At 61.5% G+C, this 22614-nt stretch carries 22 protein-coding genes; 4 read left to right on the top strand and 18 right to left on the bottom strand.

Features of this window, described 5'->3' with window-relative positions:
- Positions 1-28: 28 nt before the first annotated feature.
- Positions 29-1150, bottom strand: coding sequence for a porin (locus tag ABH944_RS13065; RefSeq protein ID WP_404606379.1), 1122 nt, complete (start codon positions 1148-1150; stop codon positions 29-31).
- A 650-nt stretch (positions 1151-1800) separates the two neighbouring features.
- Here ABH944_RS13065 and ABH944_RS13060 point away from each other — a divergent pair.
- Both ABH944_RS13060 and ABH944_RS13055 read left to right on the top strand, forming a co-directional pair.
- Complete coding sequence (locus ABH944_RS13060) at positions 1801-2907, top strand: LLM class flavin-dependent oxidoreductase (RefSeq protein ID WP_404606377.1); 1107 nt, start codon at positions 1801-1803, stop codon at positions 2905-2907.
- A 115-nt stretch (positions 2908-3022) separates the two neighbouring features.
- Positions 3023-4642 (top strand): AMP-binding protein, encoded by a 1620-nt coding sequence (locus tag ABH944_RS13055; RefSeq protein WP_404606376.1) that lies wholly within the window; start codon positions 3023-3025, stop codon positions 4640-4642.
- Here the strand turns inward: ABH944_RS13055 and ABH944_RS13050 are convergent.
- The 10 genes from ABH944_RS13050 to ABH944_RS13005 form a co-directional block, all read right to left on the bottom strand.
- Positions 4639-4935 (bottom strand): Zn-ribbon domain-containing OB-fold protein, encoded by a 297-nt coding sequence (locus tag ABH944_RS13050; protein WP_404606374.1) that lies wholly within the window; start codon positions 4933-4935, stop codon positions 4639-4641. The two genes, ABH944_RS13055 and ABH944_RS13050, sit on opposite strands and share 4 nt — an antisense overlap.
- On the bottom strand, positions 4932-6098 hold the full coding sequence (locus ABH944_RS13045; RefSeq protein WP_404606372.1) for a thiolase family protein: 1167 nt from the start codon (positions 6096-6098) through the stop codon (positions 4932-4934). Before ABH944_RS13045 ends, ABH944_RS13050 begins: the two co-directional genes overlap by 4 nt.
- A gap of 12 nt (positions 6099-6110) precedes the next feature.
- A complete protein-coding gene (locus ABH944_RS13040; RefSeq protein WP_404606371.1) occupies positions 6111-6803 on the bottom strand; it encodes a GntR family transcriptional regulator in 693 nt (230 codons plus the stop codon).
- Between the two features lie 142 nt (positions 6804-6945).
- Positions 6946-8820 (bottom strand): ABC transporter ATP-binding protein, encoded by a 1875-nt coding sequence (locus ABH944_RS13035; RefSeq protein WP_404606369.1) that lies wholly within the window; start codon positions 8818-8820, stop codon positions 6946-6948.
- A 2-nt stretch (positions 8821-8822) separates the two neighbouring features.
- Positions 8823-9791 carry an ABC transporter permease gene (locus ABH944_RS13030; protein WP_404606367.1) on the bottom strand — a complete coding sequence of 323 codons (969 nt, stop codon included), beginning with the start codon at positions 9789-9791 and terminating at the stop codon, positions 8823-8825.
- Positions 9792-9802: 11 nt separating this feature from the next.
- Positions 9803-10822, bottom strand: a complete 1020-nt coding sequence (locus ABH944_RS13025) for an ABC transporter permease (protein ID WP_404606365.1) — start codon at positions 10820-10822, stop codon at positions 9803-9805.
- On the bottom strand, positions 10822-12258 hold the full coding sequence (locus ABH944_RS13020) for an FAD-binding oxidoreductase (protein WP_404606363.1): 1437 nt from the start codon (positions 12256-12258) through the stop codon (positions 10822-10824). The genes ABH944_RS13025 and ABH944_RS13020 overlap by 1 nt, the downstream gene beginning before the upstream one ends.
- A gap of 7 nt (positions 12259-12265) precedes the next feature.
- Positions 12266-12988 (bottom strand): HpcH/HpaI aldolase family protein, encoded by a 723-nt coding sequence (locus ABH944_RS13015; RefSeq protein WP_404606362.1) that lies wholly within the window; start codon positions 12986-12988, stop codon positions 12266-12268.
- Between the two features lie 183 nt (positions 12989-13171).
- The gene (locus ABH944_RS13010; protein ID WP_404606361.1) at positions 13172-14110 is read right to left on the bottom strand and encodes an NADP-dependent oxidoreductase; all 939 of its coding nucleotides are present in this window, start codon (positions 14108-14110) and stop codon (positions 13172-13174) included.
- Positions 14107-14559 (bottom strand): hypothetical protein, encoded by a 453-nt coding sequence (locus tag ABH944_RS13005; protein ID WP_404606360.1) that lies wholly within the window; start codon positions 14557-14559, stop codon positions 14107-14109. The genes ABH944_RS13010 and ABH944_RS13005 overlap by 4 nt, the downstream gene beginning before the upstream one ends.
- 157 nt (positions 14560-14716) lie before the next feature.
- Between ABH944_RS13005 and ABH944_RS13000 the strand changes: the two genes are divergently transcribed.
- On the top strand, positions 14717-15421 hold the full coding sequence (locus ABH944_RS13000; protein WP_404606359.1) for an EthD family reductase: 705 nt from the start codon (positions 14717-14719) through the stop codon (positions 15419-15421).
- A 21-nt stretch (positions 15422-15442) separates the two neighbouring features.
- On the opposite strand, the gene hpaC is transcribed toward ABH944_RS13000, so the two are convergent.
- Together hpaC and ABH944_RS12990 are read right to left on the bottom strand one after the other, a co-directional pair.
- Positions 15443-15952 carry a 4-hydroxyphenylacetate 3-monooxygenase, reductase component gene (gene hpaC, locus ABH944_RS12995; RefSeq protein WP_404606358.1) on the bottom strand — a complete coding sequence of 170 codons (510 nt, stop codon included), beginning with the start codon at positions 15950-15952 and terminating at the stop codon, positions 15443-15445.
- 13 nt (positions 15953-15965) lie between these two features.
- Positions 15966-17159: an acyl-CoA dehydrogenase family protein gene (locus ABH944_RS12990; protein ID WP_404606356.1), complete on the bottom strand. Its 1194-nt coding sequence runs from the start codon at positions 17157-17159 to the stop codon at positions 15966-15968.
- A gap of 95 nt (positions 17160-17254) precedes the next feature.
- Here ABH944_RS12990 and ABH944_RS12985 point away from each other — a divergent pair, with 95 nt between their 5' ends.
- Positions 17255-18172 (top strand): LysR family transcriptional regulator, encoded by a 918-nt coding sequence (locus tag ABH944_RS12985; RefSeq protein ID WP_404606354.1) that lies wholly within the window; start codon positions 17255-17257, stop codon positions 18170-18172.
- Between the two features lie 16 nt (positions 18173-18188).
- Here the strand turns inward: ABH944_RS12985 and ABH944_RS12980 are convergent, their stop codons facing one another.
- From ABH944_RS12980 to ABH944_RS12960, 5 genes are all read right to left on the bottom strand, one after another.
- Positions 18189-18962 carry a class II aldolase/adducin family protein gene (locus ABH944_RS12980; protein WP_404606353.1) on the bottom strand — a complete coding sequence of 258 codons (774 nt, stop codon included), beginning with the start codon at positions 18960-18962 and terminating at the stop codon, positions 18189-18191.
- 413 nt (positions 18963-19375) lie between these two features.
- Positions 19376-19735, bottom strand: coding sequence for an L-rhamnose mutarotase (locus ABH944_RS12975; protein WP_404606351.1), 360 nt, complete (start codon positions 19733-19735; stop codon positions 19376-19378).
- Between the two features lie 3 nt (positions 19736-19738).
- Positions 19739-20857 carry a mandelate racemase/muconate lactonizing enzyme family protein gene (locus ABH944_RS12970; RefSeq protein WP_404606349.1) on the bottom strand — a complete coding sequence of 373 codons (1119 nt, stop codon included), beginning with the start codon at positions 20855-20857 and terminating at the stop codon, positions 19739-19741.
- Between the two features lie 24 nt (positions 20858-20881).
- Positions 20882-21733 carry a carbohydrate ABC transporter permease gene (locus ABH944_RS12965; RefSeq protein WP_404606484.1) on the bottom strand — a complete coding sequence of 284 codons (852 nt, stop codon included), beginning with the start codon at positions 21731-21733 and terminating at the stop codon, positions 20882-20884.
- A 13-nt stretch (positions 21734-21746) separates the two neighbouring features.
- Positions 21747-22601, bottom strand: coding sequence for a carbohydrate ABC transporter permease (locus ABH944_RS12960; RefSeq protein ID WP_404606483.1), 855 nt, complete (start codon positions 22599-22601; stop codon positions 21747-21749).
- Positions 22602-22614: the final 13 nt, after the last annotated feature.

The raw sequence follows: 22614 nt of genomic DNA, 5'->3' as shown, positions 1-22614 counted from the left end.
GGCACGCGCGAAGATGAATTATTGACGGTCAGAAACGATGGCGCAGCCCCAATCGCACTTCGATCTGGTTGGGCGTGCTCGAGCGCTGCAAGACGGGCGCGAGATCGGCGTACTGAGCGTCACCTGCTGCGTGCATGTAAGTGGCCTGCAAGTAGGTATCGGTGCGTTTCGACAGGAAGTAGTCCACGATCGCATCGAAGTTGTGATACTTCGGCTTCTGCGACGTCGCCGAGACCTGACCTTGCGTATAGCTGTACCCGGTGCCAAGTTGCACGGACGGTGTCACGAAGTAGCTCGCCACGACTTCAAAAATATTAAACGACACATGGCCGCTGATGTTGGCGCCGACCGTCGGGTCCAGTCCGAGGAACTTTGTGTTCGTATAGTCGGCGCTGATCTTTGCGGCGCCGAACGAGTACTGCCCGCTGATACCGAACGACTGGTACTTCGACGCGGCAAGGCCATAGTTGCCATCGACCGTGTTGGTCGCCGTCCACACGCCTTCGGGCACGGCTTCGGACGGGTGATCGATCGATGTGTACGCCGCGGCCAGTGCGACCGGACCGCCCGCGTATTTCACGCCGACCGACTTGACCGCATCGCGGTTGGTCGCGCCGGCCACGTTCCCGAATCCGTACAACGCCGACGCCTGGATGCCGGAGAAGACCGGCGAGGTGTATCGGACAGCATTGTTGATACGAAAGTCGATGCCGGTGTTGTCGAGATCGCCCGGATGCGGGAACAGGATGCCCCAGTTGCCGTTCGCGGTGTACAGGCCCACATAGTCGCCCATCATTTCGTTTTGACGACCGAGCGTGACCGTTCCCAACGTGGTGCTCGACAAACCCACGTAAGCGCCGCGGCCAAATTCGCGGCCTTGTTGCCCGAGCTTGCCCGAATTGATGTCGAAACCGTTCTCGAGCCGGAAGATCGCCGACAACCCGCCCCCCAGATCCTCAGCACCCTGAAGCCCCCAACGGCTGCCCTGCGAAATGCCGCTTTGCATCTGATAAGCCTTCGCGCCAAGCTGATTGTTCGAGAAGGTCAGGCCTTCGTCGATGATCCCGTACAGCGTCACGCTGCTTTGAGCGTACACGGAGCCGCTCGCGCACAACGCGGCGAGCGATGCAGCAATAAGAGGAGTTTTCACTTGGGTTCCGTTAAAGATCGTGGGTGGATGACGAGACTTCTTGATGTCGTGATTTCGTTTGTTCGTGACGTCGGACTTCGGACTTCCGGGTAGAACTCGCCGCGCCACGCAAGTCCCTGGGACGGCAGCGTCATTTCGTGAGAATGGTTTGTGTCTCCATCAACATTCTGAATTCAGATTATTTCAGTAAAAATTGGACGTCAAGAACTTGCCAAAATTGTTTTTGGGGCGAAGGGGCGCGACGGGGTGGGATGCTCAGCCGATGGAACGGGGTTGTTCACTCCTCGCAACGCGATTCGCATGAAACCGAACATGAGCAGCGCGGCAATCACTAGCCGCCGGAGCGGTGTGATCGCGGCACAAATTTCATGGAACTGCTGCCTTCAAGGCATTTTTGCACCTGCATCGCGCTTGTTGAGATCAAGCGGGCTTGTTACTCTGAATGGCACGACCGGTTTTGATGCATCGAAGTATGGCGGCAAACATCGCTGCACCGCGGCGAACTTTTCCTGCGGCACGCATGCCCCAACCCGGTCCGTTTTCGCACAAGCGCAACGCATTGCACGTGATCCTTGACATGCGATTTTTCTGAATTCAGTATTCTTCAATAATCATCATCGATGACTGCCGCCGATCTCAAGGAGCCTGTCTTGACCGAACTCACCGCGAATCCGATGCAACTCGCTCACGCGTTCAAGCTCGGCGTCTTTGCAGCCAATGCGGATCGCGGCCTCTCGTTCACGACGGTGCCCGAGCAATGGCGTGCAACATGGGACGACGTGCAGCGCGCCGCCGTCGCGGCCGACGCGGGCGGCATGGACTTTTTCCTGCCCATTGCGCGATGGCGCGGCTTCAGCGGCACCACGCATGTTCGGGAATGGTCTTTCGAGACCTTCACGTTCGCCGCGGCGCTGGCCGCGGTGACGCGGCGCATTGCATTGTTTTCGACGATTCACGTGCCGCTCGTGCATCCGCTGTATGCGGCGAAGGCGCTGGCGACCATCGATCACATCAGTCACGGGCGCGTGGGGTTGAACATCGTGTGTGGCTGGAACCCGGACGAGTTCGACATGTTCGGCGTGAAGCTGATCCCGGAGGCCTATAAACAGGCGGCTGAATGGTCCGAGATCCTGATGAGGCTCTACACGTCGGCCGAGCCCTTTGATTTCGAGGGTGAGTTCTATCATTTGAAAGGCGCCATTTCACGGCCGGTGCCCTTGCAGGCGCCTCGTCCGGTCACCATGAACGCCGCGTTTGGCGCACCGGGCCGCGACTTCGCCGCGAAGTATTGCGACTATCTGTTCACTACGTTTTCGGAACTCGACGCCGGCCGCGAACATGTCATCGATATCCGGGGCCGGGGACAAGCGGCGGGACGCGACATTGGCGTGTACACGGTGGCGCATGTGGTGTGTCGCGAGACCGGCCAGGAGGCGCAGGATTACTACCACCGCTATTCCGTGGAACACACCGACGAAGCCGCGCTCGACTATCACATGAAGCAGAAGAAGGGCTTTAGCAACAGCCACGACGACCGGGCGTTCACCGAGTATCGGCAGCGTTTTGCAGCCGGGACCGGGAGCTTTCCGCTGGTCGGCACCCCGGTTCATATAGTGGATCAACTCATCAAGATTCACGAAAGCGGGTTCGCAGGCGCCGCGCTGACCTTTGTGAATTACGCCGATGAACTGCCCTTTTTCTGCGAGAAAGTCATGCCCCTGATGCGCGAAGCGGGTTTGCGCAACGACACTGACTGACCCGGCTGATCCTTTCCTTATTCGCAGTTATTTGACTACAGCGCTTCTATCCGAACGGGCGTTACGCGCTCGTTCCGGAAACGCTCGTCCGAACGCGTTACATCACTCTTGCCTTATGACACTGACGACACTGACCTCGCCTTATCTCGCGTTCAAGCAAACCGCATTGCAGTATCCAGGCAACGACTTTCTGCATATTCCCGCCTCCGCTCGCAAGTATTACGCAACGCCCGAACCGCTGACGTTGAAATACGGCGAAACGCTGGAGCGGATCGATGAACAGGCCGAACGCTATCGCGATGCGGGTTATCGCGCGGGCATGCGCGTGGCGCTATTGCTCGAGAACCGGCCCGAGTTCTTCGTTCATTTCTTCGCGCTCAACGCACTTGGCATCAGCGTGGTTCCGCTCAACGCCGACTCGCGTCCGCATGAAATAGCGTATGTGGCTGAACACAGCGAGATCGTGCTGGCGGTCGGGATCGATACGACGAGGCCGCTCCTGCATGCCGCGCTCCAGGACAAAGTCCCCGTTGCCGATGCGAACACCTCCGCACTGCCCACGATTGAAAGCGCTGGCCGCACGGTCCCGACACCCTCCATGGACGATGAATGCGCGATTCTCTACACGTCCGGGACCACGGGAAAACCCAAAGGCTGCATTCTCGACAACCGCTATTTCCTGTCCATTGGCGAGATCTACATCACGGAAGGCGGCTTGTGCGAAGTCCGTCCGGACGTCGAACGCCTGATCACCCCGCTGCCGCTATTCCACATGAATGCGCTCGCCTGCTCCACCATGGCCATGGTGTTGTCCGCAGGCTGCGTGATCCAGCTCGACCGGTTTCATCCGCGAAGCTGGTGGGCGGATGTGGCGGACAGCGGTGCAACGATCGTCCATTATCTCGGCGTCATGCCCGCGATCTTGCTGGGCATGGAAGCCGATGCACCCGTCACGCATTCGGTGCGATTCGGCTATGGCGCGAACGTGGATCCGAAACATCAGCGGGTGTTCGAACAGCGCTTCGGCTTTCCGCTCATTGAAGGGTGGGCCATGACCGAGACCGGCGGCGCCGTGGTGATCGCATCGAGCCGCGAACCGCGTCACGCAGGCACGCGATGTTTCGGCCAGCCGCGCTCAGGCATGGAAGTAAAGCTCGTCGATGCCGAATACAACGAGGTCGCGAGCGGTATGCCGGGTCACATGCTGGTGCGCCGTGAGGGACCTCATCCGCGTCGCGGCTTTTTTCGCGGCTATCTGAAAGACGATGCCGCAACAGAAGCCGCATGGCAGCACGACTGGTTCCATACCGGCGATATCGTGCGTCGCGGGGACGACGGCAGTCTTCATTTCGTCGACAGGCAGAAAAATATCATCCGTCGATCGGGGGAAAATATTGCGGCACTGGAAGTCGAGGCGTGCCTGCTCGATCATCCCGATGTGCGTCAGACCGCAGTGATTGCCGCGCCCGATTCCCTTCGCGATGAGGAAGTGATGGCCTGCGTGATCGTGTCGCCGGGAACCGTGCGCGATGAAACAACCGCACGTGCGTTGCAGGCGTGGTGCCTGGAGCGGCTGGCCTATTACAAGGCACCGGGTTATGTTGCGTTCGTGGACGCGTTGCCGGTGACATCGACGAACAAGGTGCAGAAAACGCAGCTCGCCGCGTTCGGTTCAGACCCGTTGAACGCGCCGGAATGTCACGACTTGCGAGCGTTCAAGAAGCGTGTGAGTTAGTCGCTGAAACCAACAATGGCGCCGTCGCTTTCGAGACGCAGCGAAACGACGGCACCCGATGCGAGCAAGCGCTCAAGCCGCACAATGAGACGCGGTCCGGCGTGAGTCAGCACCGTCGCAAGGTACGCAATATCCCCGCCCGCCTTCCCCGCCCGATGATGCAAGATCGTGACTTCTTCAACGCTGCCGGTTGAAGCAGCCACCTCGGCGAAGTCATCGTGTCCGCAAGACGGGCACAACAAGCGCCGGGGAAAATCAACGTGACCGCACGCGACGCAAGCGAATACATTCATTGCGCGGCTCCCCGTTCGAGCACCACGGCATTCGCACACATGCCGTATCGATACTGCACCATGCCGTAACCGCTCACCGCCGCGAAGCGCGCGTTGTCCACCTGGCGCATACCGGCCTCGTGACGCAACTGGGTGATCGCTTCGACCAGTCCATGCATGCCCGCCGCCGCACCCGCCTGCCCCGCCGATAATTGGCCGCCCGACGTATTCACAGGCAAGCGGCGTGATGCAATGCGCTCGTGAATCAGCGCGTGCAAGTCGGGCTGCTCGCCGGCGAAACCGAGGTCGTTGAGTTGCGCGAGGATCATCGACGGATAATCGTCATAGACCGAGACAAGGTTCATATCGGCTGGCTGGAGGTTCGCGTCATGCCAGAGGGCGTCGCGAATGCTCGCAAGGCCCGTGACAAGTCCGTCGCCATGCTGATGGTCGACGTTATAAGCCGCACGCAGCGCGCGAATACGAACCGGTGAACGCTCAGCACAACGATGGGTCGACGAGCTCAGCACGATCGCATTGGCACCCGACACTACCGGCACGCAATCGTAGCGGCATAAGGGTTCGGCCACCGGCGCCGCAGCGAGATAGGTTTCGAGCGTCAACGGCTCACGGTAGACGGCCAGCGGATTCATCGACGCCCACTCGCGTTGCGCAATGCACAGCGCCGCATAATCCTCGCGCCTCAATTGCGAGGTGTGCATCTGCCGTTGCGTGAGCATGGCGAACAGAGGGTTCGGTCCGCCCGTGTTCAACGGCCGGAGATGCGTTCGCGTGGTTACGTTGTAATTCTCGACGAGCGACGTGAAATCCGCCGCCTCGAAATGGTCCCCGCTGACCAGGACGATCACGCTTGCATCGCCGGCCTGAATTGCACGCGCGGCATGCTGCAACAGATTGATTCCGCTCGCGCCGCCGTGACAGTCGTCCATGCACCAGCCCACGCGCAAACCGGCACGCCACGCAAAGTCAATCGCGTGATCGGGCGGCAAAGTGAACGATGCAACGCCAAGACCGTCGACTTCATTCGCCGATAATTCCGCCCGCAAAAGCGCGGCCTTCAGGGCCTGAGCGAGCAAACCCGCAGTACTCGTGCCGGCCGGCGCGTGACGCGTATACGGCACTTCGAGCGCGGCCACGATCGACACGCCTGTGAAGTCGTTCATTGCGTGGAAACGTCAGACCGCATCGTCGCTGCCGAGAAAATACTGCTGCTCGGCGTCATCGATAAAACCTTGCGTCGCCGAGCGCACCTTCATTGCGTCGCGATCCACGAAGCCTTTCAGCAGCACCTGCATGCCGTCGACAATCAGCTTCATCGTGCCAGGTTTCGTCATGGTTCCGTGACGCACCTGGCGCGTGTGATCGGCGAAACGCAGGATCGTGCCTTTCAGCCGCGTGTTCAGCACGCCTTCCAGCCAGATGGCGCGGAACTCGACATTGGCCTCGGTCATCAACCCGATGTCCTTGCGCTCGAATGCACGGCGGCATTTGCGATAAGCCGCGCCCATGCCGGCGAGTTGTTCATCGGTGAGCACGGCGGCGGCCGCTGCGGCCGCGCCCGGTTCGAGCATGCGGCGCACTTCGAAGATCTCGCGCACATCTTCGGCAGTCAGCACGGGCGTGATGAAACCGCGCGTGGTGCCGACCAGATAACCCTCGTTCACGAGGCGCAGCAGCGCCTGGCGAACCGGCATGCGCGTGCACTCGAATTCCTCCGCGATCTCGTAGTCGAGCACGCGGTCATCGGGGCCAATCTGCCCACGCTGAAGGCGGCCCAGCACTTCCTGATACACCGACTCCATCAGCGTGGCCGGGCGCAGCGCAGTTCGTCGTGGCTGCTTGATAACCGTCGGGTCGGCGGTTGCCATGGTGTTCTCCATTGTCTTGTCTCGCGATTTCGTCACGATTCGCACGATTTGCACGCCGCCGCGATGGCGGCAGTGTCACTGCAATCAATAATTGTACTGGTTGGTTTCCCGCCAGCCTCTCAAAGCGTGCCACGCATGATGCTCAAGCCGCTTCCTCCAACCCGGCGGGCGGCCACGGCGTTCCCGCATGGTCGCTCGGCACCGCGTCGATCAGCGCACGCGTGTACGGATGGCGCGGCGCGGCGAACACTTCCTCGGTCAGCCCCTGCTCCACCACTTCACCACGACGCATCACGAGCACGCGGCTGCACAAGTAGCGGACCACGGACAAATCGTGCGAAATGAGCAACAGCGCAATCTGCCGCTCGCGACGCAACTCCAGCAGCAGATTCAATATCTGCGCCTGGACGGACACATCGAGCCCCGACACGATTTCATCGGCGACAATCAATTGCGGCGATGCACACAGCGCCCGGCCAATATTCACGCGCTGCTTCTGACCGCCGGACAACTGCGAGGGAAAGCGCGTGAGGGTATCGGCGGGAAGACCCACATCGCGTTGCACCGACTGCGCGCGAGCAAGGCGCTGTTTCGCATCGAGCGACGCCACGCCGGCCGCTTCCAGCGCCTGCGTCAGGAGCCGCTCGACCGAGCGGCGCGGGTTCAGCGCCGACTGCGGGTCCTGGAAGATTATCTGAACCTGCTCGCGGGCACGCCGCACGCGCTCCGCGCTGCCGTGCGTCAGATCTTCGCCACCGATCATCACCCGGCCATCGGTCGGCTGTTCGATGCCCATCAACAGCCGCGCCACCGATGTCTTGCCACTACCGCTTTCTCCCACGATCCCCACGAATTCCCCGGGGAAAATCTGCAGCGACAGCGGCTTCACCGCATGGAAAGAGGTCTTGTGCTGCCCGAACACGCCGCTGCGGCTCGTGTATGTCAGCGCTGCCTCGCGCAGTTCCGCCACCGGTTGCGCGCCCATGACGGGCGCGGGCGGCAACAGCGGCGCCTGCGAATTGTCGATCAGCGGGGCATGCTCGCACGCCTCGCTGCAGGCGACCCGGTGCCCGTTGGGCGCCACGCGAGACTGCAGCACAGCGGCGCACGCGGCGCCGGCGCTGGGGCAACGCGGCGCGAAACGACACCCCGCGATTCCCGCCAGCACGGACAAGCCCGGCATTTGCTGAGCGAGCACCGGCAAGCGGCGCCGGGGACCGGTGAGATCGGGCGTCGCGTATTTCAGCGCACGCGTGTACGGGTGGCGCGGTTCATCGAGGACATCGCGGGCCGGACCGTACTCGACCAGATCGCCGGCATACATCACGGCGACGTCGTCGCAAACATGGGCCGCCAGCCGCAGGTCGTGCGTGATCAGCAGCACGGCGGTCGAATGCACGCGCTGCTGTTCCGCGAGCATGCGCATCACACGGGTTTGCGTGACGACATCGAGCGCGGTCGTGGGTTCGTCGGCAATCAGCAGCGCCGGGTTGCTCGCGAAGGCCATTGCGATCAGCACGCGCTGGCATTGCCCGCCTGAAAGCTGATGCGGATAGCGCTTGAGCATGTCGGCGGGCACCGGCAGTTGTACTGATTCCAGCGCCTTGCGTGCGGTTTCCCAGCGTTCGTTCGACGGTACGCCGACACGCGCGAGATGTTCATTGAAGGTATCGGCGATAGTCCACAGCGGGTTCAACGCGGTCAGCGGTTCCTGCGGAATGAACGCGATTTTCCGGCCGAGAAGGGCGCGGCGTTTGGCTGGCGGCATGGCAAGCATGTCCTGTCCGGCGAAGTGCATGCTGCCGCTCGTCACCGTGAATCCGCCTGGCAACAAACCTGAAATCAGCCGCGCCAGCATGCTCTTGCCCGCACCGGATTCACCGACCACACCCAGTACGCGGCCCCGCCCTATCGATAAGGTCAAATCCCGCAGCGCCGCGACCGGTGTGCCAGCCAGCTTCGCGGTCAGCGTCACGCCATCCAGCTGCAGCACTGCTTCCGTGGTTGGTGTTGCCATCGTCATTCTCCCTTGCTGCGCATGCGGGGATCGAGCGCGACACGCAGGCCGTCGCCAAGAAGGTTGCATCCAAGCACCGTGACCACGATCGCAAGCACCGGGAACAGGAGCCCGGACAACGACTCATGCATGGACACGCGTGCGTCCGCGATCATCACGCCCCATGCGGTCACATTGGCCGGCACGCTCAAGCCGATGAAACTCAGCAGCGCCTCGACCGTAATCGCAACGCCCATTTCGAGCGAGAACAGCGTGATCATCAACGGCAGCGCAGCAGGCAATATTTCGCGCAGCATGATCCGCAAATGCGTGAAATTGAGCAGCTGCGCCGCGAGCACATAGTCACGCTGACGCACGACCATCACCTCGGAGCGGACAACGCGGCAAAAGCGCGTCCAGTCCACCAGTACGATCGACAGGATCACGTTCTCTATACCCACGCCGAGACTCACCATCAGCACGAGCGACAACACGACCGGCGGAAACGACATCCACAGGTCCACCAGATAGCTGATGCTGCGATCGACCCACCCACCGAAATAGCCGGCAAGAATCGCCAGCACGCTACCCACAATACCCGCGCCGAACGCGGCGATCACAGCGACCGTCAGCGCAATGCGGCTGCCGTATAACAAGCGCGATAACACGTCACGGCCGAGGCTGTCCGTGCCGAGCGGAAACGCGGGGTCACCACCGGCCATCCACGCGGGCGGCGACAACATGTGCAGCAGATCCTGATCGAGCGGGTTATGCGGCGCGAGCCACGGCGCGAACACGGCGCAGAACAATACGCCCAGCACTATCGCGCCGCCGAGCCACAGGTTGACAGCGGGTTTGCGGCGCGCGCGAGCCGTTTTGCCGACGACCTGCACAAGCGGCGCAGCGGCTTCCGGCGATGGATCGACTGAAGTGGATTCGTGCAGCATGTCAGCCTTCATATCGTGCTTCGAACTCAACGGGGTCGTGGACATGTCGTGTGTGCTCAAGCTGTTTTGCGAAGGCGCGGATTCATGATCACGTACAGCGTGTCGACGATCGCGTTGATCACCAGCATCAGCGCGCAGAACACGATCGCGATGCCCTGGATCAGTACCAGGTCGTTGTTGCGCACCGCCTGCACCATCAGATTGCCCACGCCCGGAAACGAGAAGATCATCTCGACGAGCAACGCGCCGCCGAACAGGAAACCGAACTGCACGCCGATCATGGTCAGGGCGGGCAATGCCGCGTTCTTCAACATGTGACGCCACAGGATTCGGCTCTCCGACACCCCGCGCAGCCGCGCCACGCCCACATACGATTCATTGCGCTGATCGAGCAGGCTTGATCGCAGCACGCGGATCACGAGCGGCGCAAAACCAAAAGCAAGGGCCAGCGACGGCAACACCAGGTGACTCGCCGCGCTCAGCCAGTCGCTGAATTCGCCCTTCACCAGGAAGTCGATCAGCAGGAAACCGGTGAGATGCGGCATCGGAATGCCGTCGCCTACCCGGCCGGAAAACGGCAGCACCGGGAGGTACACACCAAGCAACGCGATCAGCAGCAAGGCCCACAGGAACGACGGCACGGACTGCATCAGCACGACGCCGAAGCTGACCGGCAACTCGCCGCGGCGCTCGGTGACGGCGTAAGCAAACACGCCGCCCGGCACGCTGATGATCAGCGAGATGACGAGCGCCGTGAGACAGAGTTCAAGGGTCGCGGGCAAGGTCGAGCCGATCAGCGTGGCGACCGGTTGCTGGAACGAAATCGATGCTCCCAGGTTGCCGTGCAGCGCATTCACGAGCCAGATCAGGAACTGGCTGGGAATGGGTTTATCGAGACCGAGCTGATGGCGCAACAGAGCGGCATCGGCGGGCGTGGCGTTGGGCGGCAGCATCATCGCGAGCGGGTCGGCCGGGATGAGGCGCAGCACGACGAACACGATCAGCGAGAGCATCAACAGCGTGGGGATCGCGGCAATGAGCCGGCGCGAGAGAACGGTAGAGATCAGCCGCAGCATCACAGCGCTCCTATGGGGCTCGACCTGCCGGCCGCAGCGTCAACGAACACCTTGCCGGGATTGAGCAGGTTTAAGGGATCGAGGGCGCGCTTGATCGCGCGCATTGCGCCGATCGCACCGGCGTCGCGGGTGTGGCCCAGATACGCGCGTTTCTTGCCGCCTATTCCATGTTCCGCGGACACCGCTCCATGCCATTCGCGCGTGAGTTCATAGACTGCGGCATCGACATGTTCGTGAAGATCGGGCGGCCCATTCTCCAGATGCGCGATGACATGCAGGTTGCCGTCGCCGAGATGGCCGTACACCAGCGTGCGCATAGTGGGCCAGCGCGCATGCAGCATGGCTTCGCATTGCCCGGCAACCTGGCCGATATCGGCAATCGCAAAGCTGATGTCGAAGCCGATAAGACCCGGCAGAAGAATCGGGAATTCAGCGGGAGCGTCGCGAACGGCCCAGAAGCGGGTGGCATCGGCGGCGGAGCTGGCAAGCGATGCATTCTCGATCACGCCGGCATCGAGCATCTCGGCAAGCATGGCCTCGAACTCTTCGGCTTGTCTTTCGGCGTTGGAACCCATGCTTTCCAGCAGCACGTAGAACGCATGCGTGGAGTCGAGCGGCGCACGTACGGTCTTCACGTTCGCGAGCACGTAGTCGTAATAACTCGGCCACATCACTTCGAATGCCGAGACCCCGCCTGACATCCGCGCGCGGGCATGCTGCAGCAAACGCGTGACGGCGGCGAAGTCAGGCAGCCCGCACCACGCCGTCGATACCTCCAATGGCTTTGGCGCAAGCCGCATGACCGCGCGCGTGATAACCCCCAGCGTGCCTTCGCTGCCGATCAGCAGGTTCTTCAGGTCATAACCGCTGTTGTTCTTGATCATCTTGTGGAGATCGCTGACCACGGTGCCGTCGGCGAGAACCGCTTCCAGACCCAGCACATGCTCACGCGCCATGCCGTACTTGATGACGCGATTTCCGCCGGCGTTGGTCGCGAGGTTGCCGCCGATCGTGCAACTGCCGCGCGCGCCGAGATCGAGGGGAAACATCATGCCGGCGGCATCCGCTGCTTCCTGCACGCGTTGCAGCACCGTGCCCGCCTGCACGGTAATCGTGCCCGACACGGTATCGACTTCTTCAATCGCGCTCATCCGCTCCAGGCTCAGCGCCACTTCGCCGCCGGACAGGTTGGCGCCGCCCGCGAGGCCGGTCAAACCGCCCTGCGTGACGACCGCTTGCTGGTTGGCATGGCAAAACGCGAGCGCCCGCGACACCTCCGGCGTTGAGCGCGGCCTGATCAACGCAATGGGTTCGGCGCCCGGCGTTCCGCTCCAGTCGCGCACCCGCCGGGTGCCCAGGCCGGAGCCAGGCGTCACCACGTCGGCGCCCAACTCGGCCACCAATCGTTCAACGAAGCTGCTCGAAGATGACGTCATGATCGACTCAGTCTTTAAGCGCGGAAACGGCTTGCTCGAAGCCGGCGCGCACCACTTCAATGTCGCTTGCGGCCACGACGAAGTCGAAGCCCTGCGCGCGAGCGGCAAGCGCGTCCTGCGACGACCCGGTGTAGATGCCGCACGGAAGCTTGTTCGCGTGCGCGGCCTTCAAAATGCGCGCGCAGTCCTGTTCGATCGTGCCCGGCGCCGCATCGCCTCGGGACAACGACAGGTCGCCAGTGCCTATGAACAGATAACCCAGCCCTTCCACGGCAGCAATGGCTTCGACCTGCTCCACGCCCGCAACCGTCTCGATCATCACGCCAATCGAGATCCGCTCGCCATCGTTTTTCATGGCTGCCATACCGGCAATCAGCGGCCTGATGCCACCCGCCGAGCGCTGTCCAAAGGGCGGATAGCGGCCGAAGGAGACGGCGCGGCGGGCTTCATCGGCGGATTCGATCAACGGCACCAGGGCCGACGCCGCGCCGGCGTCCAGCGCTTCGGCAATCGCCTGAGCCGAGTTCTCGCCCACCCTCACGATCACCGGAACCTGATGCCGCGCCTGCCCGATCACCGCTTCGAGGGCGGTGCGCTCCCATAACCCATGCTGCCGGTCAATCACGATCAAATCCGGCGCGGCCGTCAGGGCGATCTCCACGAGCGGCGTGCTGCCCATTGCGAACCAGACGCACGACAAAGCGCGTTTTTCCGCGAATGCTGCTTGCATCGATTGGGGCACCGGACGGGCATCGGAGACAGCGGGAATTTTTTGCATCGTATAGTGGCAAGAACTTCTTCTGGCAGCAGTTGGAACGCGCGGGTCGACACTCGATCAATCACCTGACCTGAAACGGCGTTTACGAAATTCTGAATTCAGATTATTGAGTTCAAAATTGGGCGTCAAGCGTTTTCAGCCTCCGTCCCCCATGTTCAGCACGATCCGGCCACGCGTAACCTGACCCGCTTCAAAGCGGCGGTGTGCATCGGCTGCTGCGGCGAGCGGGAGCGTGGCCATCACCCCGGGTGTGAGCACGCCTTCGGCGGCGAGTCGGGAGACGGCATGGAGCGCTTCCGGCGCGTCCGAGATCATCGCGCGCGTGACGGTGACGCCGTATTTTTCGGCCTGGTTTTCAAACGGCATGGCGGTCAGGTAGACGAGCTGACCGCCGGCTTTCAGTACCTGATATGACCGCGCATGCGTCTCACCGCCGATCAGGTCGAAGACGACATCGATATGACGCAGCAAGCCGAAATCCTCGCGATCGTAGGCCACTGCCCGATGCGCGCCGAGCCCCAGCACATAGTCGATATTCTGCGCGCGGCAAGTCGTTGTCACGTTGAGGCCGAGATGACGCGCGAGCTGGATCATCTGGCTGCCGACCGCGCCCGCGCCGCCATGAATCAGCACGCTCATGCCTGCCGATAGCGTCGCGGTCCGGTACATCGAAATCCATGCGCTGACGCCGGGCTGAAGCAACGCAGCCGCTTGCGAAATCGAGAGGTTGGCTGGCTTCTTCACCACGCGCGACGATGCACAGACGATCGCTTCGGCGTAGGTCCCGCTACCTGCCGGATCCGCCGCGACGCACACTTCATCGCCTATGGAAAACCCTGTTACCCCCTCGCCGATCTGATCGATGACACCCGCGCCGTCACGCCCCGGAATCTTCGGAAATGCCAGCGAGAAGTGCGCTTGCAAGGCGCCCGAACGCAGCTTCGCGTCGATCGGCGATACCCCTGCGGCCTTCAGGCGAACACGCACTTCATCGGGTCCCGCGAAGGGCTCGTCGAGCGTGACAAGCTCAAGGACATCGGGTGCGCCGTACCGCCAATACCGGATCGCTTTCATGCCGGTGCAGCGTCGCAATCACGACCCGATTCGAGCAGCGCGCGGATCAGGAACATCTCGGTTTCGTGCGTCGAGCAGATTTGCGCCCATGCGTCATCCGATTGCGTGGCGAGCCGCCACGTGAAAAGCGTGATGACGGACGTGCCTTCGGGATGCCCCAGCACCGGGCCATCGAATACGCGTGCGGCATTGCGAAATCGCAGGCCGCCTTCATTGCCGCCGACTTCGTAATCGATCGTCAATGCGACCGGATCGGCATGAATCCGCACCCAGGTTTCAGCGCCCGTGAACACCGATTCTCCAACGAACGTCTGCTTCCCGACCGTTCTGCGTTTCCAGCTTCCCAGCGCCCATCGGCCCTGACGCTCCCCGTCGGCCATCAGTAAAAAAGCTCGCCGGGCGTCGGCCTGAACGCGAATGCTGCTGCTATGACAATGTGCGTCGATCACCTTGAGTTTCCGGGTAGGTTTTCAAAAAGGGCGTGAGCGCAAAAAATCACGTCCAAAGCTTTTTGCAACATTCTGAATTCAGATTATTATCGGAAACATTGTTCGTCAAGCGACGTTTCCAGATCGTTTTCAGCCTGCCCAACCGGAAGCAAAACTCATGGATGTCTGCCTCTTTCTGATTGCGACCGAGCGCGCAACGACCGATGTGACCCAACCGCTTAATGCCCAAGGGATTCTCGATGCGGCGGCTGCCTTCCCCGGTATCAGGCGCGCGGTGGTCCACGTGCCTGTGAAAGGCGGCGCGAACGACCCGTACCTGCATGCCGAGGCGCCGCCGCGTTGCACGCTGCAGGCTTACTTCAGCAGTATCGATGCGCTGGAAAGCGTCTTGCGCGAAGGCGGCAACGCGCATGCGCTATTGAACCTGACAGGGTTGAAAGAGTGCGACCTGACGCAGCAGGTCATGGCCGTGCGGCGCTTTCCCGTGCCCGACCCGGGCACGCAACGGGCCGATGAGCCTCGCTGCACCTATCTGGTGAGCTACGAAGGTCCGGCGGAGGATTTGAACGCGTGGCTGGGTCATTACATCGACAGTCACCCGCCAATCATGGCTCGCTTTCCCGGGATCCGGGAGATCGAGATCTATACGCGGATGGATTATCGCGGTGCGCTACCGGTGGCGCGATCGAACGCCATGCAGCGCAACAAGGTGGTCTTCGATTCGCCGGACGCGCTGAACGCCGCGCTGGCGTCGCCGGTGCGTCACGAGATGCGTGCCGACTTCAAGAACTTCCCGCCGTTCAGCGGCGCAAACCTGCATTTCCCCGTGATCAGCAGTGCACGCGACTTTACGGCTGCCTGACGCCGATCGTGCCCTACGCTTTCAGCAAGCAACCGGCGCCCTCGCCACCCGATGAAAATCGCGATCGAAGTAAATCAGGCCGTCGCCGTCGTGGCGCACCACCATGTCCGCGACTTCCACGAACATTACCGAGTGCGACCCGACGGTCTTCCGCTCGACAATCCGCCCTTCCAGGCTCGCCAGTGCATCGGTCAGAACAGGCGTGCCGAGCAGCCCCGCAGTCCAGGTCTGCTGCTCGAAGCGGGCGTTCATCGGCAGCTTGGTCATGCCGGCGAAATGCCGCGCAAGCTCCTGCTGATTACCGGGCAGCACATTGATGCAGACCATGCCATTCCCCGCGAACACCGCATGCGCGGCGCTCGACTGGTTCACGCAGACGAGCATGGTGGGCGGGCTATCCGTGACCGAACAGACCGCGCTTGCCGTGATGCCGCAGCGGCCGTGCGGGCCATCGGTCGTAATGATGTTCACAGCCGCCGACAGATGCGCCATGGCTTCGCGGAACAACTTGCGGTTATCGACTTCATTCATGCGGCCTCCAGGCTTACGGATACGGCGTGATCGTGGGCGCGATGCCCGCGAAAATGGCGCCGGCGCCGTCGTAGGTCGCTTCCCCCAAAAAGGCGTGCTGCGTCACGACCATGGAATCGCGAACGAGGCGCTGCATCCGGTTGTTCCGGTAGATTGCCGCGACACCGGCCAGCCGGTAAGCCTGCTGGACCACATCCGCGCACACATGGGCCGCGTGCGTGGCGCTCAGGCGCAACAAGCTCGCTTGTTCGGGCGTAACCGGGCGGCCGGCCATGATCGAGTCCCAGGCATCTTCGGACGCTTGATAGAAGAACGCGCGGGCGCTGCGCCACTGCGCTTCGGCGCGACCCAATTCGATGCGGAAGTACGCACGATCGGCCAGACGTGGCGCGCCGGTCGTCGTTTTCGTGCCGCCCGACATCTCCGCAGCCAGGTCGAGCGCCGCGCGCGCCAGTCCGACGTTGACCGCCGCATGGACTTCGGCCTGGTACGAAACGGCGGGATATTTGTACAAGGGCTCATCGATCACCGCGCCGCTGCCGCGCATGAAGGTCCACGGATCGGCGACGAATTTGTCTTTCAGGCGCAGATCGTGGCTGCCCGTGCCCTGCATGCCGACCACGTTCCAGTTATCGACGATCTCGACTTCTTCCGCGCGAAACACCGCCGTCAACGGCTTGCCGGCGTTCGGACTGTCGCTGCCGGCGGGCGCCCCGCCAATGCCCACGCCGATCCAGTCCGCTCCCTTGCAGCCGCTCGCAAAGTGCCATTGACCGCTCACGGTCCAGCCACCCGCGGCGGCGGCGGCCGGTTGTACCGGGTAAAGGCCGCCGGCGAATACCTGATCCGGGCCGCTTGCGTAGATTTCACGCTGGGTTTCAACGGGCAAAGCCGCGAGATAGACATTGGCCGAGCCGAACGCGGCCACCCACGCCGTGGACCCGTCCGCCACCGCGATGCGTTCCAGCACGCGCAGGAAATCAGCCGGCGCAAGCGCGTCGCCGCCGAAACATCTGGGCGTGCTTGCGCGGAAAATGCGAGCGCGCTTCATGGTCGCGATCATGTCGCGGGGAACATGCGAGAGTTCATCGAATTCATCGCGGCGCGCGGCAATTTCCGCGATGACATCGTCCAGCGCGAGCGGATTGGCGATTGCGCTCGATGCGTGGGTAAGGGGCGCCAGCTTGGGGTCGTCTGCGAGATTCATCGGGGCTCCGGCGTGGATTTGTGTCGGTGGGATGGCTTGCCCTCAAGATAGAATTGGTCCACCCATGCGTCAAATTCGCACCAATAATGGATGCCATGAACCAGACGAATAGCGGTCTCGCCGACCTCAACCTGTTGCGTGTATTCCTCGCGATCTGGGACCTGCGCAGCCTCACCGCGGCGGGCGAGCGGCTGGGTCTGACACAACCCGCCGTGAGTCATTCGTTGCGGCGTCTGCGCACCCTGTTCGACGATCCGCTGTTCGTGCGCACGCCGCAAACCATGGTGCCTACCGAGGCCGCGATCCGCCTTCACGGTCCGCTCGATGAAGCGTTCAGCATCATTAGCCTCGCGATGCAGGCGCATGGTCACTTCGATCCCGCGACCGCATCACGCGTGTTCAAGATATCGATGTCGGATATGTCAGAGTTCTACTTCCTGCCGCCCTTGCTTGCCGCGTTGGAAAGCACGGCGCCGAAGGTTCGCTTCGAGATCGTGCAGCTTGCGTCCGAATCGGCGGGCGCGGCCATGCGCGCCGGCGAGATCGATCTCGCGCTCGGCTACATGCCGGGGCTTGCTGAAGACTGTATAGGCGACACGCTGTTTTCAGACGAACACGTGTGCCTGGTTCGCGCGGGACATCCGCTGAAGGGGAAGAAGGCGTCGAAGCAGGATCTGGCTGGTTTGCGATACGTCTATGCAAGCACGAACGCCACCGGGCACCGGATGATCGAGCAATGGCTCGCGGAACTCGGCATGGAGCGCGATATCGTGCTGCGGCTGCCGCATTTCATCGTGGCGCCGGAGATTGTCCGGACCACGGATCTCGCGGTGATCTTTCCACGCAGCATTGCCGAGCGCTTCAATCGCGGTCACGCGTTCCGGTTGCTCTCCTTACCGTTCGATTTGCCGGCTATCGAGGTGAAAATCCACACGCATGTGCGCTTCTCAAGCGATGCCGGTATTCAATGGCTGCGCGATGTCCTGATGGACATGTTCGCCGCGCAGCCTTGAGGCGCTACTGCCCGCGTTACTGCCTGTAGCTCGTGTCGGTGCGCTCAAGGCGGCGGATCAACGCGTCCAGGACCTGATCTCCGCCGCCAAAGCGCGGATCGTATTGAAGCGCGTCGCGAGTCGAGCGCTCGCTGATTTTTGGATCGACAAGCAGGGTCTTGCCTCGCATGGAATGCGTCGCGAGTTGAATTTCGCATGCGCGGTTCAGGGTCCAGATCAGCACGAACGCATGGCCGAGCGTGGCGCCATGCGCGAGCAAACCGTGATTGCGCAGGATCATCAGCCGCTTGTTATTCAACGACGCCACCATGCGCGACTTTTCTTCATCATGGACGGTCGTGCCTTCGAACGTGTGATACGCGACCATGTCGTGCAGTTGCGACGAATAGATGTTGTTGTCCTCCAGCCCCTCCTCCATGCACGCGACCGCGACGCTTGCCGTGGTGTGGATATGCATGACGCAATGGGCATCCGGAACGTTGGCGTGCACGGCGCTGTGGATGGTCAGCCCTGCCGGATTGACGGGGTACTGACTGTCGCTGAGGACTTTGCCGGTCAAGTCGATCTTCACCAGGTTCGATGCGGTGACTTCATCGTAAGCAAGTCCGAACGGGTTGATGAGGAGTTGATCGTCGGTACCCGGCACGCGCAACGTGATGTGGTTGAAGATCAGTTCATGCCAGCCCAGCATGAAAAACACGCGATAGGTCGCGGCCAGTTTGAGGCGCGCAGCCCATTCGGCATCGGTGCAAATAATCGGACGGGCTGCAGCGGTTTCCACAACGGTCATATTCAGCTCCAAGTCAGCTTCATTGAGTTTCAAGCAGATAAGGAATTCTGAATTCACTTTATCAGAACGAAATTTTCGAGTCTATTATTCGTTGTGGTGGCTGGGTGAGCGGTGAATATGCTGCCCGGACAAGCTGGGGTCAGTTCACTTGCAGGGATAAGCGTGATGCGCAGGGACCAAGCGCGGCTTAATGTTCTCTTAAGTCTTGCGTTTTACGATGCGTCTCATTGATCCCCCTGTAGTACCCCCTCTTCAGGCCGCTTTTGCGGCCTTCTTTTTTTAGGTACGACCGATGAAGACCCTTTGGCGTTTGTGCGCAGTAGCCGTATGCCTGGTCGGTGGCGTCGGTATTGCGGTATGGCTGTTTTCCGTGATCGTCCGTATTGTCTGATCAAGCAGGCTTGGGTCCGCTGTCACGCTCGCTTCGTCTGCGCCTGCATATTGAACGCGAGTTTCATCGGCTGCCATTCAGCGCTCGTTGCACCCGGCAGCGGACGCTGAAAACTCGCCATCAATGCGTTCCACTCAGTCACGCGCGGGTGAACGTCAGGGCCCGCCACGAGCTGGTCGAAGCTGAAGTCGGGCGTAGTCTCAATCAACATCACCAGCCGCGTATCGCGCCGCCAGATCGTCATGTCGAGAATGCCTGACGCCCGCAGCGCATCAAGCACCTCGGGCCAGACCGCCTCGTGATAGTGATCGTATTGCGCGATGACCTCAGGGTCATCGCGTAGATCGAGCGACAGGCAATGGCGCATCACATTCTTGTTCATGGCTTACGCCGCCGCACGGGCATCGACGCAAACATGCGTGCGCTGCGTCGCGTTAATCGCGTCCCAATCCCAGTCAATGCCAATCCCCGGCTCCATCGGCGCGACGGCATAACCCTGCTCGATCTGAACCTGCTTGCCGGTCAACGCGTCGAGTTGCGGAATATATTCAAGCCACGTTGCGTTCGGCACGGCCGCGCACAAACTCACATGCAGCTCCATCAGGAAGTGCGGGCAGATGGACACGTTCATGGTCTCCGCCAGATGCGCCACTTTCAGCCACGGAGTGATCCCGCCCACGCGCGCGACATCGGCCTGAACGATCGAGCATGCATCGGCCTTCAGATACTCGGCGAATTGCGCCGGGTGATACATCGATTCCCCTACCGCAATGGGCACGGGACTCGCGGCGCAAAGCCGCTGGTGCGCGGCGATATTTTCAGCGGGCATGGGCTCTTCGAACCATGCAAGCCGCAACGGTTCGAACGCATGCGCGCGGCGGATGGCTTCAGACAACGTGAAGCCCTGGTTTGCGTCGACCATGATCTCGAAGTCATCGCCCATGGCGTTGCGTACAGCCGTGAGACGCCGCGTGTCTTCAGCCAGATGCGGGCGGCCAACCTTGATCTTCGCGCCATGAAAACCGGCATCGCGCGCCTGCAGGGTTTGATCGACGAGTTCCGCCTCGGACAAATGCAACCACCCGCCTTCGGTGGAATACGTGCGCGTGCGCGGCTTCGATCCGCCGGCCGCGACCCACAACGGCAGGTTCACCACGCGCGTGTTGCGGTCCCATAGAGCGGTATCGATTGCTGCCAGCGCCAGGCTCGTGATCGCACCGACCGCCGTTGCGTGCGTATGGAAAAAGAGGTCGCGCCAGATGGCTTCATACTCGGCCGGGTCGCGCCCGACCAGCAACGGCGCCAGGTGATCATGCAGCAACGCGACGATAGACGAACCGCCCGTGCCGATGGTGTAGGTGTATCCGGTGCCCACGCTGCCGTCGCTGCAATGGAGGGTCACCAGCACGGTCTCCTGGACCACGAACGACTGGATCGCGTCCGTACGTTTGACCTTGGGTTGAAGGTCGACCTGGCGGATGTCGACGGTATCGATAGTTGTCATTTTTGGGTTTCCTTTAAAGCGCGTTCAACCTTTCACGCCGCCGAGCGTCAAGCCCGCGATCAGGTGTTTTTGCACGATGAACGTCAGCACGATCGCCGGAATGATGATGATCACGGCCATCGCGCACATGCCGGCCCAGTCGACCGAAAACTGCGCGGTGAAGTCCATCAGCCCGACGGGCAGCGTCTTTGTATCGGGGCTCCGGCACAACTGCGTGGCGAGGGCGAATTCGTTCCAGCTAGTGAGAAACGCAAAGATCCCCGCCGATGCAATCCCGCTTTTTGCCAGCGGCAACTCGATGCGCCAGAACGCTTGCCAGCGGTTGCATCCATCGATCTGCGCCGCTTGCGACAACTCGATCGGCACCTCGCGAAAGAAGCCGTCGATAAGCCATACGGTGAACGGTACATTCATCGCAAGATAAACAAGGATCACGCCAATGCGCGTATCGAGCAGGCCGGTCCATGCCCACAGCATGAAGATAGGCAGCGACAACGCAATGCCCGGAATGGCGCGCGTGAGCATCAGCGCCACGAACATGACTTGCTTGTGCCTGAACTCGAAGCGCGCGAATGCATACCCGCCAAGTACGCCGACTGCGAGCGCGGCGACCGTGCTCACACAAGAGATGATCAGTGAATTCACGAAGTACTGGCTGATAGGCAGCGACGCCATTTGCCCGTAGCCGAACATGCTCCTGAAGTTATCGAGCGTGTAGCTCGAACCGACCAGCGGGGATTGATTCGACAAGATCGCCACGTTCGAACGGAACGCGTTGAGCACGACCCACAGCCCCGGCAAGCAGATGATCGCCATCACGATAAACACGCCGAACCACAACGCCGACTTGCGCAGGAACGCGCCCTTGATTGCCATGTCGCTCATGATGTCAGGCAGGCCCCATGTGTTTGCGCGCGCCGCTCAACTTGCGGAAGAAGTACAGCGTGAAGAGGATGGACACCAGCACCGAGACGTACGCAATCGCGTTGGCGTAACCCATGTGCGAATCGTCATACGCAATCCGGCCGACCATGGTCCAGAGCAGTTCCGTGCGTCCGCCCGGACCGCCATTCGTCATGATGCGCACGATGTCGTAAGCACGGCCTACGTCGAGCGAACGGATCGTCATGGAGATATAGATAAACGGCATCAGGTACGGCAGCGTGACGTAGCGGAAGGTCTGCCATGACGTGCAGCCATCGACCTTCGAGGCTTCTATCGGATCTTTCGGCAACGCCATCAAACCCGCCAGCAGGATCACCGCGAAGATGGGTGTCGAGTTCCATACCTCGGCTGCAATAAGCGATGCAAGCGCGGAGTTGGCGTTAACAAGAAACGGGAACGCAGACTTCGCGCCGAACAGCGTCTGCATCAGGTTGTTCACAATGCCCGTGCTGTCGTTGAGCATGAACTTGAACTGGAAGCCGACAAGCACGGGCGAGAACATCATGGGGAACATCATGACCGTGCGTAACGCGCGCTGGCCTTTCGTCACCTGATTGAGCAGCAGCGCCACGCCAAGACCCAGCAACAGCTCAAGATTCAGCGCAATGGTCAAAAACAGGATCGTGCGGCCGAACGCCGCCCAGAAGTCTCCATTCGCAAACGCGCGTTCGTAGTTGCGCCAGCCGATCCAGTGCGAAAGCGTATCGGGGTCGGTCAGGCGATACGCCGTGAAGCTCGTATAAAACGAGAACAACAGCGGCAGGATCACCACGATCCCGACCGCCAGGAACGCGGGCATGAGCAGCTTGATC

The organism is Caballeronia udeis (assembly GCF_044909315.1).
In the GTDB taxonomy this organism is placed as follows: Bacteria; Pseudomonadota; Gammaproteobacteria; order Burkholderiales; family Burkholderiaceae; genus Caballeronia; species Caballeronia udeis_A.
The sequence above is the reverse complement of the archived record's forward strand: the minus strand, read 5'-3'. Positions and strand labels throughout refer to the sequence as shown.